This window comes from Photorhabdus sp. CRCIA-P01 (assembly GCF_003545805.1).
GTDB lineage: Bacteria > Pseudomonadota > Gammaproteobacteria > Enterobacterales > Enterobacteriaceae > Photorhabdus > Photorhabdus antumapuensis.
Genome location: NZ_NMQR01000028.1, coordinates 38,059 through 54,551, shown reverse-complemented (window position 1 = coordinate 54,551; position 16,493 = coordinate 38,059). Strand labels below are relative to the sequence as shown.

Annotated in this window: 15 protein-coding genes; 10 read left to right on the top strand and 5 right to left on the bottom strand. The window is 41.2% G+C overall.

The genetic code is table 11. The features are described from left to right. Positions 1 to 21: 21 nt before the first annotated feature. Entirely contained in the window at positions 22 to 4,242 is a 4,221-nt protein-coding gene (rpoC, locus tag D3222_RS16135; RefSeq protein ID WP_118987073.1) for a DNA-directed RNA polymerase subunit beta', read from the top strand. Positions 4,243 to 4,517: 275 nt separating this feature from the next. Here the strand turns inward: rpoC and D3222_RS16130 are convergent, their stop codons facing one another. Both D3222_RS16130 and D3222_RS16125 read right to left on the bottom strand, forming a co-directional pair. Continuing rightward, on the bottom strand, positions 4,518 to 4,820 hold the full coding sequence (locus tag D3222_RS16130; RefSeq protein WP_118987072.1) for a helix-turn-helix domain-containing protein: 303 nt from the start codon (positions 4,818 to 4,820) through the stop codon (positions 4,518 to 4,520). A 7-nt stretch (positions 4,821 to 4,827) separates the two neighbouring features. After that, entirely contained in the window at positions 4,828 to 5,178 is a 351-nt protein-coding gene (locus D3222_RS16125) for a type II toxin-antitoxin system RelE/ParE family toxin (protein ID WP_118987071.1), read from the bottom strand. A gap of 364 nt (positions 5,179 to 5,542) precedes the next feature. Here D3222_RS16125 and D3222_RS16120 point away from each other — a divergent pair, with 364 nt between their 5' ends. The 9 genes from D3222_RS16120 to waaB all read left to right on the top strand — a co-directional run bounded on the left by D3222_RS16120 (position 5,543) and on the right by waaB (position 12,724). Beyond that, positions 5,543 to 5,800, top strand: coding sequence for an AbrB/MazE/SpoVT family DNA-binding domain-containing protein (locus D3222_RS16120; RefSeq protein WP_118987070.1), 258 nt, complete (start codon positions 5,543 to 5,545; stop codon positions 5,798 to 5,800). Next, the gene (locus D3222_RS16115; protein ID WP_118987069.1) at positions 5,800 to 6,129 is read left to right on the top strand and encodes a type II toxin-antitoxin system PemK/MazF family toxin; all 330 of its coding nucleotides are present in this window, start codon (positions 5,800 to 5,802) and stop codon (positions 6,127 to 6,129) included. The genes D3222_RS16120 and D3222_RS16115 overlap by 1 nt, the downstream gene beginning before the upstream one ends. 396 nt (positions 6,130 to 6,525) lie before the next feature. Then, complete coding sequence (locus D3222_RS16110; protein ID WP_118987068.1) at positions 6,526 to 7,422, top strand: hypothetical protein; 897 nt, start codon at positions 6,526 to 6,528, stop codon at positions 7,420 to 7,422. A gap of 11 nt (positions 7,423 to 7,433) precedes the next feature. After that, the gene (locus D3222_RS16105) at positions 7,434 to 8,090 is read left to right on the top strand and encodes a hypothetical protein (protein ID WP_118987067.1); all 657 of its coding nucleotides are present in this window, start codon (positions 7,434 to 7,436) and stop codon (positions 8,088 to 8,090) included. After that, the gene (locus D3222_RS16100; protein WP_118987066.1) at positions 8,090 to 9,229 is read left to right on the top strand and encodes an aminotransferase class V-fold PLP-dependent enzyme; all 1,140 of its coding nucleotides are present in this window, start codon (positions 8,090 to 8,092) and stop codon (positions 9,227 to 9,229) included. The genes D3222_RS16105 and D3222_RS16100 overlap by 1 nt, the downstream gene beginning before the upstream one ends. A 252-nt stretch (positions 9,230 to 9,481) precedes the next feature. Continuing rightward, positions 9,482 to 10,108 (top strand): hypothetical protein, encoded by a 627-nt coding sequence (locus D3222_RS16095; protein WP_118987065.1) that lies wholly within the window; start codon positions 9,482 to 9,484, stop codon positions 10,106 to 10,108. A 10-nt stretch (positions 10,109 to 10,118) separates the two neighbouring features. Continuing rightward, entirely contained in the window at positions 10,119 to 10,865 is a 747-nt protein-coding gene (locus D3222_RS16090) for a hypothetical protein (RefSeq protein ID WP_118987064.1), read from the top strand. Between the two features lies 1 nt (position 10,866). Next, entirely contained in the window at positions 10,867 to 11,637 is a 771-nt protein-coding gene (locus D3222_RS16085; protein WP_118987063.1) for a PIG-L family deacetylase, read from the top strand. A gap of 10 nt (positions 11,638 to 11,647) precedes the next feature. Continuing rightward, positions 11,648 to 12,724 carry a lipopolysaccharide 1,6-galactosyltransferase gene (waaB, locus tag D3222_RS16080; RefSeq protein ID WP_118987062.1) on the top strand — a complete coding sequence of 359 codons (1,077 nt, stop codon included), beginning with the start codon at positions 11,648 to 11,650 and terminating at the stop codon, positions 12,722 to 12,724. A gap of 63 nt (positions 12,725 to 12,787) precedes the next feature. On the opposite strand, the gene malM is transcribed toward waaB, so the two are convergent. The 3 genes from malM to malK form a co-directional block, all read right to left on the bottom strand. Beyond that, positions 12,788 to 13,705 (bottom strand): maltose operon protein MalM, encoded by a 918-nt coding sequence (gene malM, locus D3222_RS16075; RefSeq protein ID WP_118987061.1) that lies wholly within the window; start codon positions 13,703 to 13,705, stop codon positions 12,788 to 12,790. 122 nt (positions 13,706 to 13,827) lie between these two features. Further along, positions 13,828 to 15,120, bottom strand: coding sequence for a maltoporin (locus D3222_RS16070; RefSeq protein ID WP_118987060.1), 1,293 nt, complete (start codon positions 15,118 to 15,120; stop codon positions 13,828 to 13,830). A 36-nt stretch (positions 15,121 to 15,156) separates the two neighbouring features. Next, complete coding sequence (malK, locus tag D3222_RS16065) at positions 15,157 to 16,266, bottom strand: maltose/maltodextrin ABC transporter ATP-binding protein MalK (protein WP_118987059.1); 1,110 nt, start codon at positions 16,264 to 16,266, stop codon at positions 15,157 to 15,159. Between the last annotated feature and the right edge of the window lie 227 nt (positions 16,267 to 16,493).

The following is a 16,493-nucleotide window of genomic DNA, read 5'->3' as shown; positions in this document are numbered from 1 at the left end:
AACTCCGACAGGAGCCATTTCGTGAAAGACTTATTGAAGTTTCTGAAAGCGCAAACTAAGACCGAAGAGTTTGATGCGATCAAAATTGCTCTGGCCTCACCAGATATGATCCGTTCGTGGTCATTCGGCGAAGTGAAAAAGCCGGAAACAATTAACTACCGCACGTTCAAACCTGAGCGTGACGGCCTTTTCTGTGCCCGTATTTTCGGACCGGTAAAAGACTATGAGTGTTTGTGTGGTAAATACAAACGCTTAAAACACCGTGGTGTGATTTGTGAGAAGTGTGGCGTAGAAGTTACCCAGACTAAAGTTCGTCGTGAGCGTATGGGTCACATCGAACTGGCTTCGCCAACAGCACACATCTGGTTCCTGAAATCATTGCCATCCCGCATCGGTTTGTTGCTGGATATGCCACTGCGTGATATTGAGCGTGTACTGTACTTCGAATCCTATGTGGTTGTAGAAGGTGGCATGACCAGCCTGGAGCGCAGTCAAATCCTGACAGAAGAACAATACCTGGATGCACTGGAAGAGTTCGGCGATGAATTCGATGCGAAGATGGGTGCGGAAGCTATCCAGTCTTTGCTGAAAAATCTCGATCTGGAAAATGAGTGTGAAACTTTGCGTGAAGAGTTAAATGAAACTAACTCTGAAACTAAACGTAAGAAGTTGACCAAGCGTATTAAGCTGTTGGAAGCATTTATTCAATCTGGTAACAAACCAGAATGGATGGTTCTGACCGTTCTGCCAGTACTGCCGCCTGATTTACGTCCACTGGTTCCATTGGATGGCGGCCGTTTTGCAACGTCGGATCTGAACGATCTGTATCGTCGTGTTATTAACCGTAACAACCGTTTGAAACGCCTGCTGGATCTGGCTGCGCCGGATATCATCGTTCGCAACGAAAAACGTATGTTGCAGGAAGCGGTTGATGCCCTGTTGGATAACGGTCGTCGCGGTCGTGCCATTACCGGTTCTAACAAGCGTCCTTTGAAATCCCTGGCTGACATGATCAAGGGTAAACAAGGTCGTTTCCGTCAGAACCTGCTGGGTAAACGTGTTGACTACTCAGGCCGTTCTGTAATCACCGTAGGCCCTTACCTGCGTTTGCATCAGTGTGGTTTGCCTAAGAAGATGGCACTGGAGCTGTTCAAGCCATTCATCTATGGCAAGCTGGAACTGCGTGGTTTAGCGACGACGATTAAAGCAGCCAAAAAGATGGTTGAGCGTGAAGAGGCGGTGGTATGGGATATCCTGGATGAAGTGATTCGTGAACACCCGGTTCTGCTGAACCGTGCACCAACACTTCACCGTTTGGGTATTCAGGCATTCGAACCGGTTCTGATCGAAGGTAAAGCGATTCAGTTGCACCCACTGGTGTGTGCGGCATATAACGCCGACTTCGATGGTGACCAGATGGCGGTTCACGTACCGCTGACACTGGAAGCCCAGTTGGAAGCGCGTGCATTGATGATGTCTACTAACAACATCCTGTCTCCTGCGAGTGGTGAGCCAATCATCGTGCCATCTCAGGACGTTGTTCTGGGTCTGTATTACATGACCCGTGACTGTGTTAATGCTAAAGGCGAAGGCATGGTGCTGACCGGGCCTAAAGAAGCAGAACGCGTATACCGCGCAGGTCTGGCTTCTCTGCATGCCCGTGTTAAAGTTCGTATCTCGGAAGAAGTGAGAGATGGCGAGGGTAATATCACCGCTAGCACGGGTTTGGTTGATACTACCATTGGTCGTGCAATCTTGTGGATGATCGTCCCAAGAGGTCTGCCTTACTCTCTGGTTAACCAGCCACTGGGTAAAAAAGCTATCTCCAGAATGCTCAACACTTGTTACCGTGTGATGGGCTTGAAGCCAACCGTTATCTTCGCTGACCAGATCATGTACACCGGTTTTGCCTACGCTGCACGTTCAGGTGCATCTGTTGGTATTGATGACATGGTTATCCCAGAGAAAAAAGCGGGGATCATTACGGAAGCAGAAGCAGAAGTTGCTGAAATTCAGGAACAGTTCCAATCTGGTCTGGTAACAGCTGGTGAGCGTTATAACAAGGTTATCGATATCTGGGCCGCAGCAAACGAGCGTGTTGCTAAGGCGATGATGGAAAACCTGTCCACTGAGACAGTCATTAACCGTAACGGTGAAGAGGAGCAACAAGTCTCCTTCAACAGCATCTTTATGATGGCTGACTCTGGTGCGCGTGGTTCTGCCGCTCAGATCCGTCAGTTGGCGGGGATGCGTGGCCTGATGGCTAAACCAGACGGTTCCATTATCGAAACGCCAATCACCGCGAACTTCCGTGAAGGTTTGAACGTACTCCAGTACTTCATCTCAACCCATGGTGCTCGTAAAGGTTTGGCGGATACCGCACTGAAAACGGCGAACTCGGGTTATCTGACCCGTCGTCTGGTTGACGTTGCACAGGATCTGGTTGTTACAGAAGACGACTGTGGTACCCACGAAGGTATTCTGATGACGCCGGTTATTGAAGGTGGTGATGTTAAAGAGCCACTGCGTGAGCGTGTACTGGGTCGTGTAACGGCAGAAGATGTTCTGAAGCCGGGTACTGCTGACATTCTGGTTCCACGTAACACCCTGCTGAACGAAAAATGGTGTGATCTGTTAGAAGAGAGCTCTGTTGACAGCATTAAAGTACGTTCAGTTGTAAGTTGTGAAACTGACTTCGGTGTTTGTGCGAACTGTTATGGCCGTGACCTTGCCCGCGGACACATCATCAATAAAGGTGAAGCGGTTGGTGTTATTGCGGCGCAGTCCATCGGTGAGCCGGGTACACAGCTGACGATGCGTACGTTCCACATCGGTGGTGCGGCATCCCGTGCGGCAGCGGAATCCAGCATTCAGGTTCGTAACAAAGGTAGCCTGAAACTATTTAACGCGAAATCCGTTACCAACTCCGCAGGTAAGCTGGTGATTACTTCCCGTAACACCGAGCTGTGTCTGATCGACGAGTTTGGCCGTACTAAAGAAAGCTATAAAGTGCCTTACGGTGCGGTATTGGGTAAAGGTGATGGCGAAGCAGTTAACGGCGGCGAAACCGTTGCTAACTGGGATCCACACACCATGCCAGTTGTCAGTGAAGTATCCGGTATCATCCGTTTCGCTGACATGGTAGATGGCCAGACCATTACCCGTCAGACGGATGAGTTGACAGGTCTGTCTTCATTGGTGGTTCTGGATAGTGCAGAGCGTACCGGTAGTGGTAAAGACTTGCGTCCGGCACTGAAAATCGTTGATGCCAAGGGTGACGATGTATTGATCCCAGGTACTGATATGCCTGCTCAATATTTCCTGCCAGGCAAAGCGATTGTTCAGTTAGACGATGGTGTCAGCATCTCTGCGGGTGATACCTTAGCGCGTATTCCTCAGGAATCCGGCGGTACGAAAGATATTACCGGTGGTCTGCCACGTGTTGCTGACTTGTTCGAAGCACGCCGTCCGAAAGAGCCAGCTATCCTGGCTGAAGTCAGTGGTATTGTCTCCTTCGGTAAAGAAACCAAAGGTAAACGCCGTCTGGTTATCTCCCCGTTAGATGGTGGTGATGCTTATGAAGAGATGATTCCTAAATGGCGTCAGCTCAACGTATTCGAAGGTGAGGTTGTTGAGCGTGGTGATGTGATCTCCGATGGTCCAGAGTCTCCACATGACATCTTGCGTCTGCGTGGTGTTCATGCGGTTACCCGTTACATCACCAACGAAGTTCAGGAAGTTTACCGTCTGCAAGGGGTTAAGATTAACGATAAACACATTGAAGTTATCGTTCGTCAGATGCTGCGTAAAGCAACTATCGAAAGTGCAGGTAGTTCCGACTTCCTGGAAGGCGAACAGGTTGAATATGCCCGCGTTAAAGTGGCAAACCGTAAGCTGGAACAGGAAGGTAAAGTCCCAGCAATTTATGGACGTGATCTGTTGGGTATCACCAAAGCGTCTCTGGCAACAGAATCCTTCATCTCTGCGGCATCGTTCCAGGAAACGACCCGCGTGCTGACAGAAGCGGCGGTTGCGGGTAAACGTGATGAACTGCGTGGCTTGAAAGAGAACGTCATCGTTGGTCGTCTGATTCCAGCGGGTACGGGTTATGCTTACCATCAGGATCGTATACGTCGTCGTCAGTTGAATGAGCCTTCTGAAGCGCCACCAGTGAGTGTGGATGAAGCAACTGCAAACCTGGCAGAACTGCTGAATGCCGGTTTTGGTGGCGATAAGAAGTAATTCTATAGAGTACCATAGCTAATTAAATGCCCTCCTTTTTGGAGGGCATTTCAACTTATTGATAACGTACCAATTTTTTACTTGGTGCTCTGTTTTAATCAAGTTCCGTTCACCAAATGGAGCTTGCCGCCACGTTAAGAATCCTCTCCTCAAATTTTTCTTTCCGAAAAGAGTTCACTTGAAGACCTTATTCTTCACAACCGTCTGGTGCGTAAAAAAGTCGATGCGGACATTGATCTTGAATATATCCGCGAGGGCTACCGGAGCGTTTGTGGTTAAACGGAAAATCCGTAGTGGGTACCGTCGGGTAACTCGATATCGAGACGCAGCTTGCTACCTGTTGCCTCAACGTAACGTTTGAGGGAAGACAGTTTCAAGTCGCGGCCAAGCTTCTCCATGTCAGAAACCGTGGGTTGCTTGATACCAAGAGCCAGAGCTATTTCGCTTTGGGTCTTCTGTACCCGCTCACGAAGTTCTGCCAGATGGATGTTTAGCAACATTTCTGTTGCCACAGCTTGTGCATTGGCAACAACTTCGGGCTTTTCATTTGCTAATATTTGATCAAGCGTTCTTGCCATAGTATGTTTACTCCTTTTTTAGCTTTTCCAGATGTGCCGTGAACTCACGATCAGCAATCGGAATCATTGTTTGATAAAACCGTTTCTCGTCTCCGGTTTTATTACCAGCGCAAAGCAAAATTCCTCTCCGCTTGGGGTCAAACGCAAAGAATGCTCGGAGCGGGTCGCCTTTGCTTTGGACGCGCAATTCTTTCATGTTGCTGTGGCATGAACCGTTCACAGTGTCTGCGTATGGCCTGGGCAACATAGGGCCTCTTTCTCGAAGCGCTATTATTGAAGCTAGCATATTGGCCCTATCGGTATCATCCAAAGCATCGAACCATGCATCAAAGGTGTCCGTCGTTTCTATAGCCCACATGACTACTCCTTACTCAATATAGGTCAAATGCTATATAGGAGAAAATCTATAGTCAAGGAAAATCGGTGTTTGTCAGCGGCCTAAAATGCCTGCCTTTTTGTGAGCATTTCGGGTTGTTGGCAAGGTGCTAATTTTTTATCCGGCACTCTGTTTTAATCACGTTTTGTTCACCAAATGGAAAAACTGAGATGGATGAAAAACGGTTATATTAAGGATATGATCAAATTTGCTGATGCTGATTTTAAGAAGTATCCAGCAGAACTGGAGAGATAAGCGAGGCTATTTTCTCAAGAGAGTTTTATGTCTGTAAAACACAAATGTATTGTTATACTCTGGTATAACGTAAACAGAAGGAGAGATAGACATGACTGCTGTTGTCATCCGCCAATCTGGCGGCGCTAATATTGTTAGCATTCCAAAGGCTATTGTGAAAGCACTTAGCTTGCATACTGGTTCAAAGTTAGATTTATCAATTCAGGATAACAAAATTGTGCTCACACCCATCGAAGAAGAGTTGATGCTGGAATCACTGTTAGCCGGAAGTCCTAAAGAATGTTTCACGGTAACAGACGAGGATAGAGAATGGATCGACGTTAATCCTGTTGGTAAGGAAGTGATTTGATGTACGTACCAGACAAAGGAGATATTGTTTCATTAGACTTTGATCCGAGCGCGGGAAAGGAAATCATGAAGCGTCGCCCTGCGTTCGTGATCTCTCGTAAGATGTTTAACGAACATACCGGATTTGCTGTTGTGGCCCCAATCACCAGTACAGTGAGGGGAATGAAGCTAGAAGTGGTCTTACCCGAAGAGTTATCTATCCAAGGTGCAATTCTTATTCATCAGGTAAAATCCTTGGATTTTTCGAATCGTCAGGTCAAATTTATTGAGAAAGCGCCTCAAGATATCATCGACAAAGTGACTGAGCTAACTAAAGTCATCATTTCATAGATAGGGATAGTACAATGAGCATCGAAGAATAAGAATATTCATCTATTTGAACACCTTTCTATTTAATATCCAGCTCCCTCAGCAGGGTATCGACGAACTCAAAGCGGCGAAATCGTCGTTTCTACCCGCTGAGGTTCATGTTATTTAAAGTTCTACCATATAGAATTTATGAAATATTATTCTTTAAAGAACCCATTTTTACCGGGGTTCTTATATCATTAAAGGCGACTTTAATTTAATCTTTCAAGATAACTAATTACGGTTTGTACTGCTGCTGAATCTTTAAATCATGATACAGGTCATAAAATGCAATATTTCATGTTCATATACTCTGAAATAAATATAAACTGAAAATGAGAGGTAATTAGCGACAATATAAAATAACGAGATAAGATAATGGAGAATATTGAAGCCAGGAAAAATGGAGTAACCTTGGTATGCGAAGATATAACGGAGGATAATTATATTCTGTTAAATAATCTTTATAAGCACGATATAGGAGACTTAGACTATTTTATTTGGAAGAATATTGAAGAAAAAAAATATAATCTCTCTAGTGAAATAAAAGCATTTTCGTTTAAAAGAAACGATACACACTTGTCGATTGTGATAGCAAGAAAGTGTGAGTTTAATCTTAAACACAAGTTGGTACCCATTAATATGCTTAGTGATTTTGGCATAGATGAAAGTGTAAAATCACGAACTTTGATAATAGAAAGTGCTAAACAAACACATCGTAATGATGTAGATGCGACGGTTTGCTACTCAGATGCAAGAAAGATCAAATGTTATTCAAAGATCTTCGAAAAATACATCTGTAGCAGAGTGAACGTTTTTGACTTTACAGAAATAGTGGTGGAAGGATATACCGAAATCGATGTAGACCTGATTGATTTTAATGAAATAGATAAGATTAATAAAATCAATTTTTTCGGCAGGGAAGTCAATAACGATTGGATTGCTTACTCAAAGCAGTGTCCTCGCTACACGGATATTAAGCTGTTAACTGTTGGAAAAGAATTAGCGATATTGGGTTTTGATGATACAACTGTGGAAGTAATAGGTTTGTCAAATACAGCTCCCGGTACAATTATGTCTGTAATTGATTCTTGTCTTGCTATTAGAAAAAAATGTAGAATCATCTTACCAAATCCTATTTATTCTGAACTACAAAGTAGACTGAATAAATATAGCATTATAAATAAATTTAGCATGATGATTGCCTGGCATACCGAAGAAGATTTCAATTTGTGCCATGAAGATATATTTATCAGTAGAATCGACAAACGATAAAGGAGTTTAAAATGGGATGTATTTTTTGTCACCCAGAATCTTCCTTTGAAAAAGATAAAATACTTTTACAAGGAAAATATTTCTATGCCTTTGTACCTAAGGGGCAGATAATTGAGGGCTATATAATCATTGCTACCAACAAATGTGAGGCTGATTTAGGGGGATACCGGTGCTTTGCAGAAATATATGAAGAAGAAGCAATAAAAGAACTGAAACAATTTAAGAATATAATAAATGATTTTTATCGAGAATATTACAATATAAGCAATCCTCTTTTTTATGAAAATGGACGAGCTGGTGGTTGTATCGTCATGGACCCAAATCAAAGGTATTGTTACCATGCACATTTATGTTGTTTCCCTAGCGAGATTGATCTTCATAATAAATTAAAGAATCAATTTAAAATGCATACGATAGACTCATTGGATGAACTTAAGATGTTCGGTGAGGTTGGCCCCTATATTTACATTGAAGATAGTGGTAATAAATATGTCTTTACGATAGGTGAATCAGATTTCATTGAGAGAGGAATGATAAGAACAGTATTGGCAAATAGTTTAAATATGCCAGAAAGATCCGATTGGAGAGCTAATGAGGGAATTAAGGAGATGGAGGCGACTGCTAAAAAATTCAAATTATATATTAATAATCATATGGAGATTGGATAATGTTATATGCAGATGTAGCTTCTACCTCATGGCCAAAGTCACAAGAAGTGAAAGACATGATAAATATGTATTTAGACACTCTTGGGGTAACGCCAGGACGATCTTTATCACAACAATCTAAAAAGGTTACGGAACTCATTGAAGAGTGCCGACATGAATTAATCGAACAAACAAATTTAAATGGTCATGGGACGGTAATTTTTAACTCAGGAGCAACGTATTCACTTAATGAATGTATAAAAGGTACACTTAAGCCGGGTGATAATGTTATTACTACCCATTTAGAACATAATTCAGTATTTAGACCGATAAACCATTTAAAAGATATTGGGGTAAGTAATCAATTGATCGATGTGACAGATGGTGAAATTGATATGTCGCATTTGGAATTTTTATTAAAGGATAAAAAAACTAAGTTATTAGTGGTTCATAGTTGCTCCAATACTATTGGTACATTTTGTAATATAGATGAGATAGGAAAACTGGCACATTTATACGGTGCGATGGTTTTAGTTGATGGTTCACAATCTTTTGGTTCACAATTAATTGATTTATCGAAAGGTCATATTGATTACTTTGTTTTTAGCGGGCACAAAAGCTTAGGAGGAGTATCAGGTATTGGTGGGTACTTTATGCTTGATAATGGATTTTCTCATAATGAATTAATCCAGGGTGGGACAGGTGTATTATCAAGATTAACGACACAACCAACGGGAATACCATACAAATATGAATCAGGAACACAAAACACTATTGGCATACTTTCATTGCTAGCGTCCATAAGGCGTTTAAAAAAAATTGGGATAGAGAATATTCAAAATCAATTACAAACTCTGCGTACCAATCTTATAGATGAGCTATCACAATTAAAGAAGGTCAAATTAATTTGTAGATATAAAGCCGGGTTACCGACAATTATTTTTACAGTAGAAGGTTATCATCCCGGAGAAGTCTCTTATATACTAGAAAACAAATACAATATTATTACCCGTCCTGGGTTGCAATGTGCACCATTAGCCCATAAAAAATTTGGAACTTATCCTGATGGTGCTGTTCGGGTTAGCCTTGATGCGTCGCATACAATGGAAGACATTTTGAAAATAAAATCTGCCTTAGTTAAAATCACTGAGGAAAATTAAAAGGAAATACTTATCATTAATGAGAATAGTTTAGGCGATTTAGGCAATAAGCCGAGATGCGAGTAAACGTTTATAGCTCATGATATTAATATCATAAAAAACAATAAGTTATCGCAAAAAAATATCTTGGTAATCACTAGGGAAATCAATTTGATATTTATTTAAAAATAATGAAAATATATCATTAATTACCATTGGTGAATAATACAATGATATACATTTAATTAACCACAATAGCATATGAGAATATAGATGAATATGCCTAACCAGAATGAGCGTTATCTAATCGATTTAATTAATGGTAAGTTGAATTATATACATATTGATAGAAACGGAGACTTTAACAATACAGACATAGACTGGAAAAATTCTTTAATTTTATCGGGTTCTTTCAATCCACTTCATAAAGGCCATGAAGAATTAAAAGAAATCGCTACAGCGATGACTAAAAGAAAACCATATTATGAACTGTCAATCAAGAATGCGGTAAAACTTACAATTTCAACCGATGAAATTTTCAAGAGGATAAGACAATTTCAGGAAAAAGGAGATATAGTTTTAAGTGACGCTGAATTTTTTACTCAAAAGTCGCATATTTATCAGGGCGCAATTTTTGTAATTGGTGCCGATTTATGTCAAGAAATTAATAACCCTATTTATTATGGAGGTGAGGAAGGATTAAAAAAATCTCTTATGACAATTAAGAGTAATGATTGTAGATTCTTGGTGGCAGGACGTTTTTTTAATAATAAATATCATACCGTTGATGATTTGGTGAATATTAGAGAGGAACATCGGTTTTTATTTGAATCTATTCCAGAAAATCTATTTCGCTTAGATATATCATCAACAGAAATAAGGTTAATGAACGAGGAATAGGAGATGGATCATGAGTAAAGAAAATAACAAAAAACTGCTGGATAGCACAATTAATTTAAATTCAATATATTTAACCAAAGAGATTCAGAGAAGATTAAAGCAAGCTTCGTTTATATTTAATTCTCATCCTACAACTTTAAATTGCCAGTTAAATAATTCACAAATTAAATTATTTTCTGAAATATGTATATTCTTAGAACGGAACGGTAATTTAGATATTCTGGCCTCTTGTGTACACGATTTATGGTGTGCAAAATATTTAGTCGATAATAAAACTGCTATGCAAGAATCAATAACAAAACTTGAGATTGAATACAACTTACAAGTTAATTTTTTAAAACCTTATCAAGCATTCACTGAAAAAGAAAAGGCGTTTGAGAAAAGGTTAATAAAGAGTGACCTGAGTATTATATTAGAAGTAATAAAAGATATTTATTTATATGATGATAATATTGTGTTTGATGATTTTAATTATGAAATTCTGCTTTCTACAAACGATGCTATTTTTTCTGATTTAATGACAATATTAGGTCACAGTGACAGCGTAATAGACGTTGCAGCAAAAAGAATCCATGCCAGCTGGTTTAATATAATGAAAGAATTTTATGCCCATGATGAAAGAGTGCAATTCCAAGAAAAGCCAAGCATTGACAACTCAGATTTTATAAAAAACAGGGATGGGATACGCATTGATTTAGCCGCTATTTATATTGTACTCATGGAAATAAAATATAATCGCCTTTGCATGGAGACTTGAAATGATACATCTATTTCTATCACCCCATTTAGATGATGTGGCTTTAAGCGCTGGCGGTTTAATACATAAATTAGTTTCAGAAAATCAAAAGGTGGTTATTTTAACATTTTTTACTGAATATGACAAAAATCTTACATCTCATTATTCACATTATGATAATATGTATTCATTTATAAAATTTTACTCAAAGCGAGCTAATGAAGATATTGCTTTTTGCAATAAATTATCAGCGATTCCAATACATGGTAAAATTTTAGATTGTATTTACAGAACCGATCAATACGGTGAACCTATGTATAAAAGTTCTGCCATGATTTATAGTGGCCTGATGCATAAATCAGATTATGCATCCGATATGGCTCAAGATCTCATCGACAAAATATTGTTAAATTATCAACCTGATTATATATATGCTCCTTTGGGAATAGGTCGACATGTGGATCACATCATAATAAACAATCTGGTACATAACATAACAGGTTCACGTAAGTTCAAAATATTACTTTATGAAGATTTTCCCTATGTTTTAGGTCAATACCCTGTTATTAACCCCGATAGTTTGGAAAGTGCTTTATTAAGAAATAACAAATTTAATAAGCACGCCATATTGGTGGATATTGATTTAAAAGAAAAAATGCAAAACATCCTATTTTATGAATCTCAATTAGAACCTCTGTTTGATAATAAATCAAATCTTTTAATTTCATTGGAAAAATATCATCATGCGATTAATAAAATAAAAGTCCAAGAGCGTTTTTGGTTAATTAAGTAAAGGGTTGATAATGAAAAAAATATTCATAATATACCATGATCTTTTCTTGAATGGATATGGCGGGGTAGAAACGGTATGTTCGAATTTAATAAATTTGATTGACCGTGCCAACATTGGAATTGATTTTATTTTCATATCTCTAAATGAGAAAAATAGAATTGAAAATCGTGCTTGGTTATCTAATGCTCAATATATCTCCTTAGCGTCAAGCAATTACGTGTCTCGTCAGGATATTGTATGCGAACTGTCCCTGGTATTAGAAAGATTTCACCCTGAGACTCTAATAAGTTTAGACACAACATCTTGTAATATTGCTCGACTCTCCTGTGGAAAAATTAATTTCCCAGTAAAAATTTATTCTTGGCTGCATACCTCCATTAGAAATCCTACCGGACAGAGAATTAAAGACTTATGCTGTGCTGACGAGCACCTTGTAATCAGTTCTGATTTAAGAGATCAAATGTTATCCTTTGGGATAAAAATAGAGAAGCTTCATCTTATTTTCAATCCTATCAAAATGAACTCCTTTATAATTCCTCAACCGAAACACATAGCCAGATTCTTATATGTTGGAAGAGTTCTTGCCTACAAGTCAAAAAATTTAACTGAACTCTTTTTAGCGCTTTCACAATTGTATGGTCATTGGGAGTTACATATAATAGGTTCTGGTGATGATGAAGGTTATTTAAAAGAATTATCTTCACAACTTAATATAAATAACAATATTATTTGGTACGGTTGGAAAGATCAACCTTGGGGATTTGTTATGGGTAGGATAAAAGAAGTATCAGCTCTTATTTTAACATCAAAATATGAAGGTTTTGGCATGGTATTAGCGGAAGCAATATCTTATGGTATCTATTGTATTAGTTCAGATTGTCAGTGTGGCCCGAACGATATCATCAATGATTTAAATGGTGAACTTTATAAATCAGGTCATATTCTTGAATTGTCTAAAAAATTACAACTCATTATTGATGAATATAAAATAAGAGATCATTATGCAATAAAAAATTCTATTGCTTTTCTTTACGAAGATAATTTCCTATTAAGAATCACTAAAGCTTTATCCCTCCATCCCGACTAGAAAATGTGATGAAAGTTAAACCTGATGCCCTCCTCTTCGGAGAGCATTTGTTTTGTAAACGGTTTATTCCTTGTTTTTGATGCTGTTGATAAATGTTTCTCGTGCAGTCGAGGAGCCAAGGCGTTCTGCTTCATCTAGAAGATTGAGTGCCTTCTCAATATTGCCATTATTAATTTCCTTTTTAATTGCATCACTGAAATAGCGCTCTGTATCACTCAAGACCGGTTTGACTTTTTGCGGTGTAGACGGCGTTACGATGGGATGTGTTGGTCCGATAGTGATCGGTTCTTGTGCTGGACTTGAGAAGACTTGACCAATCGTAATGTTGCCGGTGTTTTGTTCCGATTTCACTTTCAGCTTCAACGTACCGGTTTGCGTATGACGGGCAACGGGATCTGGAATAGCGGGAACGGCATTACCGACGCCTTGAGCATAAGCTTTGGCGGGATCAACCATTTGTGTGGATTTCTGTAAATTGGTACGGGTGGTGTAGACCAGTATATAAATTTGCTGTTGTCCTAATGCTGGCGTCAGCTTTAATGTACCTTCCAGCCGATCTGTGGACATAACCCCTGGACGTTCATACGGAAAATAGTCACTTGGATAAAATGCAGCGGGGCGTAATCCTTGATCCAGTACTAAAACATTTGGTACGTAAACTTGTTTATCTTGTACTAAGCTGCTCAGGGTAATATCCAGAGAGCCTCGGTTTGCCGGCAGCGCGAATGCCGCGATTGGCCCCTGAATGTTTCCTTCATTAAGGTGCTGGGATGTGGCATTGAGGATAATGGTCTGCGTATCGTTTGGGTTAACTGGCAGCCAGTTCAGTTTTTGCAGCGCTGCTGTTGAGAGGGAAGGTACAACAGCATCCTGTGTCGTGGTTGCCTTAGTTGTTGTAGTGATAGGTGTTGCATGGCTTATCAGAGGAGCTGCGCTACAGAGTAAGGCACTAAGACAAAATGAGATAAGTTTGGTTTTCATTTCTTACCTTTGTTCGGTTGAAAAAAAGAGACTGATATCCACGAGCAAAAGGCATATCAGTCCAAAGCGCTAATAGTGGCTAAATAACCCTGTTTACCTAAAACCAGCCATTTTTAATGGCATTACCACCAGGCTTCGAATTGTGCACCAAAGGTGAATTCATCATCGTTGCCACGGCTGAATTTATGTGTCGCTGTATCACGGTAGGCCATGCCAGTGGTGTAGTTGTCGCCGTCGTCTTTCCTTGCATTACCCCATTTTTCATCCCACTTCGCATAGGTGACGAACAGGCGGATAGCCGGACGGGACCAGATGCTATCACCAGCCTGCCATTGCTGAGCCAGGGTGATTTTGTACTGATCGTTAGTGTCATTGGTACGCTGAGATTTGACATTATCATAGCCAATGTCCAGCAGGGTGCTCATCGTCGGTGTCCATTTGTACATCGGACGTACCCCAACCGTATACCATGTGTTGCCATTGTTGTTATCACGGTCAGTATCCTGATACATCGCTACGTACATGAGATCCCATTTTTCCGCGAGATTAATCGCGCCATGATTCAGGATGCGTAGCATATAACCGTCATTGTTTACACTGGCGCCTTCAGAGCGACCACTGTTGTTAGAGGTCATGGAGTCTGTTGCGTACTGTACGACAAATTTGTTGAAGCCTCCGGACACGCTTTGTGTATGCTCGGCAGTAAACATGAAACCATCTTTGGACGCGTTGCGGTCAAGGTGATAGTTGTCCCGCGCATTAGCACGCCCATAGTCAAAACCAAGTTCCAGACTACCGCCGGGGTTCACTTCCAAGCCGGACAGACGCATGTCGTAGACATCGTTAGACGTGGGAATTTCATGGTTCCTACCGGCAATCCAGCCATGAGAACCGCCAGACTCGGTGTTACGGGTGACGGCCAGAGAGAGTTTGCTAAAGCCCAGATCAATATCTTGCAGACCAGCACCCGGACCAGAGATATCCCAGTAGTAGAAGTCGATCATATGCACGTCATGGCGCTGGTAGAAGCGTTTACCTGCCCATAATGTTGAGCCGGGTAACCAGTCGATGACGTTCTTCGCTTGAACATTCACTTCACGGAACGCAGGGTCGGTGGATTCCCAATCATTTTTTTGCGCCACGGAATAAGCCACGTTGGTATCGAAGTAGAAACTCTTATTGCCGTCCTTCCATAGCTCTTGGCCTAGCTTAAGCTCAGCATAGGTTTCACACTCATTACCTAAACGGTATTTGCTCTGCGCACCGGTGCTTTGGAAACATTGTTGCTCACCACCGCTGCCGGCCCAGCCAATACCAGAACGGGCGTAACCGTGAAATTCTACGGCTGACGCCTGCATGGACAGTAATCCAGTTATAACTGTCAGTGATATAGGTAATATACGCATTGATTTCATCAATTATTCTCCTGTCGTTTTGTAATTAGCTCAGGTTCAAACACCGGGTTCTTTATGCAAACGCTGGCATGTTGTTCCGTCTTCCCGGAACAAATGGCAGCGGTGGGGAGGTAATCCGATGGTGAAGGTCGCTCCTTCTTCCACCAGTACAACATCAGGCTGGCGATAAACCAGATTCTGATGAATGGCCGGGATTTCAATGTGAACCTGGGTTTCATTTCCCAGCTGTTCAACAACCTGAACTATGCCTTCCAGCGTGACATCTGCGATATCACTCGGAAGGAGGTGTTCTGGGCGTATACCCAGAGATACATTGCTGCCTACTTTTACCCCTTGGCTTTCTACGGGAAGCCAGATCTGCTGGCGATTGGGCAGAGTAATTTGTACCTGATCGACGGCGGTGGCCGTGACTTTAACTGGCAGGAAATTCATTTTGGGTGAACCAATAAAGCTGGCAACAAAACGATTAACGGGATAGTGGTAAAGTTCAAGAGGTTTGCCAATCTGGGCAACATCTCCACCATCCAGTACCACGATTCTGTCGGCCAGCGTCATTGCTTCAACCTGATCGTGGGTGACATAAATCATCGTACGTTGCAATCGTTTGTGCAGGCGTGAGATCTCAATGCGCATTTGGACCCGCAGTGCGGCATCCAGGTTGGAAAGCGGTTCGTCTAATAGAAAAACACTGGGTTCAGCGACCAGAGTACGGCCAATAGCAACGCGTTGACGTTGCCCACCTGATAGGGCTTTAGGACGGCGATCAAGCAGGTGAGCGAGTTGAAGCATCTCGGCAATTTGCTTTACCCGTTGCTGAATATCACTTTTTTTGGCGCCAGCCAGTTTCATGCCGAATGACATATTGTCTGCAACAGACAGGTGGGGATACAGTGCATAAGACTGAAAAACCATTCCAACGCCGCGTTTGGCGGGTGGCACATCGTTCATTCGGATGTTATTGATCAGCAAATCACCGGCAGTCACATCTTCCAGACCCGCAATCATCCTTAATATTGTCGATTTTCCACAACCTGATGGACCGACAAAGACGATAAATTCTCCTTCTTGTATCTCAAGGTTGATGTTCTTGGAAATAATAGTTTCACCATAAGCCTTCGATACATTATGTAATGTGACGCTCGACATGTGTTCCCCCGGACTTATCACCGCAATTCGCGGTGAAAAATGATAAACCAGAGTGTGTTTAAGATGACGGATGAGTAAATCCTCCATACCCAAGTTTTTTATGGGGGAGGAGTTAGGAGGATGAGATAAGCGTCGTTGAGCTGGTTAGGTATGAGCTACTGGATAAATTGTGATATTTATCGCAAAAAAAGATGCCCCTTTTTGTGGTCAACGGCACGGTTCTTCTG

Bases quoted from the DNA above. Each gene is read 5' to 3' on its own strand.
- D3222_RS16130 (WP_118987072.1), bottom strand. From the start codon at position 4,820: ATGGCAAGAACGCTTGATCAAATATTAGCAAATGAAAAGCCCGAAGTT.
- D3222_RS16125 (WP_118987071.1), bottom strand. From the start codon at position 5,178: ATGTGGGCTATAGAAACGACGGACACCTTTGATGCATGGTTCGATGCT.
- D3222_RS16120 (WP_118987070.1), top strand. From the start codon at position 5,543: ATGACTGCTGTTGTCATCCGCCAATCTGGCGGCGCTAATATTGTTAGC.
- D3222_RS16115 (WP_118987069.1), top strand. From the start codon at position 5,800: ATGTACGTACCAGACAAAGGAGATATTGTTTCATTAGACTTTGATCCG.
- D3222_RS16110 (WP_118987068.1), top strand. From the start codon at position 6,526: ATGGAGAATATTGAAGCCAGGAAAAATGGAGTAACCTTGGTATGCGAA.
- D3222_RS16105 (WP_118987067.1), top strand. From the start codon at position 7,434: ATGGGATGTATTTTTTGTCACCCAGAATCTTCCTTTGAAAAAGATAAA.
- D3222_RS16100 (WP_118987066.1), top strand. From the start codon at position 8,090: ATGTTATATGCAGATGTAGCTTCTACCTCATGGCCAAAGTCACAAGAA.
- D3222_RS16095 (WP_118987065.1), top strand. From the start codon at position 9,482: ATGAATATGCCTAACCAGAATGAGCGTTATCTAATCGATTTAATTAAT.
- D3222_RS16090 (WP_118987064.1), top strand. From the start codon at position 10,119: ATGAGTAAAGAAAATAACAAAAAACTGCTGGATAGCACAATTAATTTA.
- D3222_RS16085 (WP_118987063.1), top strand. From the start codon at position 10,867: ATGATACATCTATTTCTATCACCCCATTTAGATGATGTGGCTTTAAGC.
- waaB (WP_118987062.1), top strand. From the start codon at position 11,648: ATGAAAAAAATATTCATAATATACCATGATCTTTTCTTGAATGGATAT.
- malM (WP_118987061.1), bottom strand. From the start codon at position 13,705: ATGAAAACCAAACTTATCTCATTTTGTCTTAGTGCCTTACTCTGTAGC.
- D3222_RS16070 (WP_118987060.1), bottom strand. From the start codon at position 15,120: ATGAAATCAATGCGTATATTACCTATATCACTGACAGTTATAACTGGA.
- malK (WP_118987059.1), bottom strand. From the start codon at position 16,266: ATGTCGAGCGTCACATTACATAATGTATCGAAGGCTTATGGTGAAACT.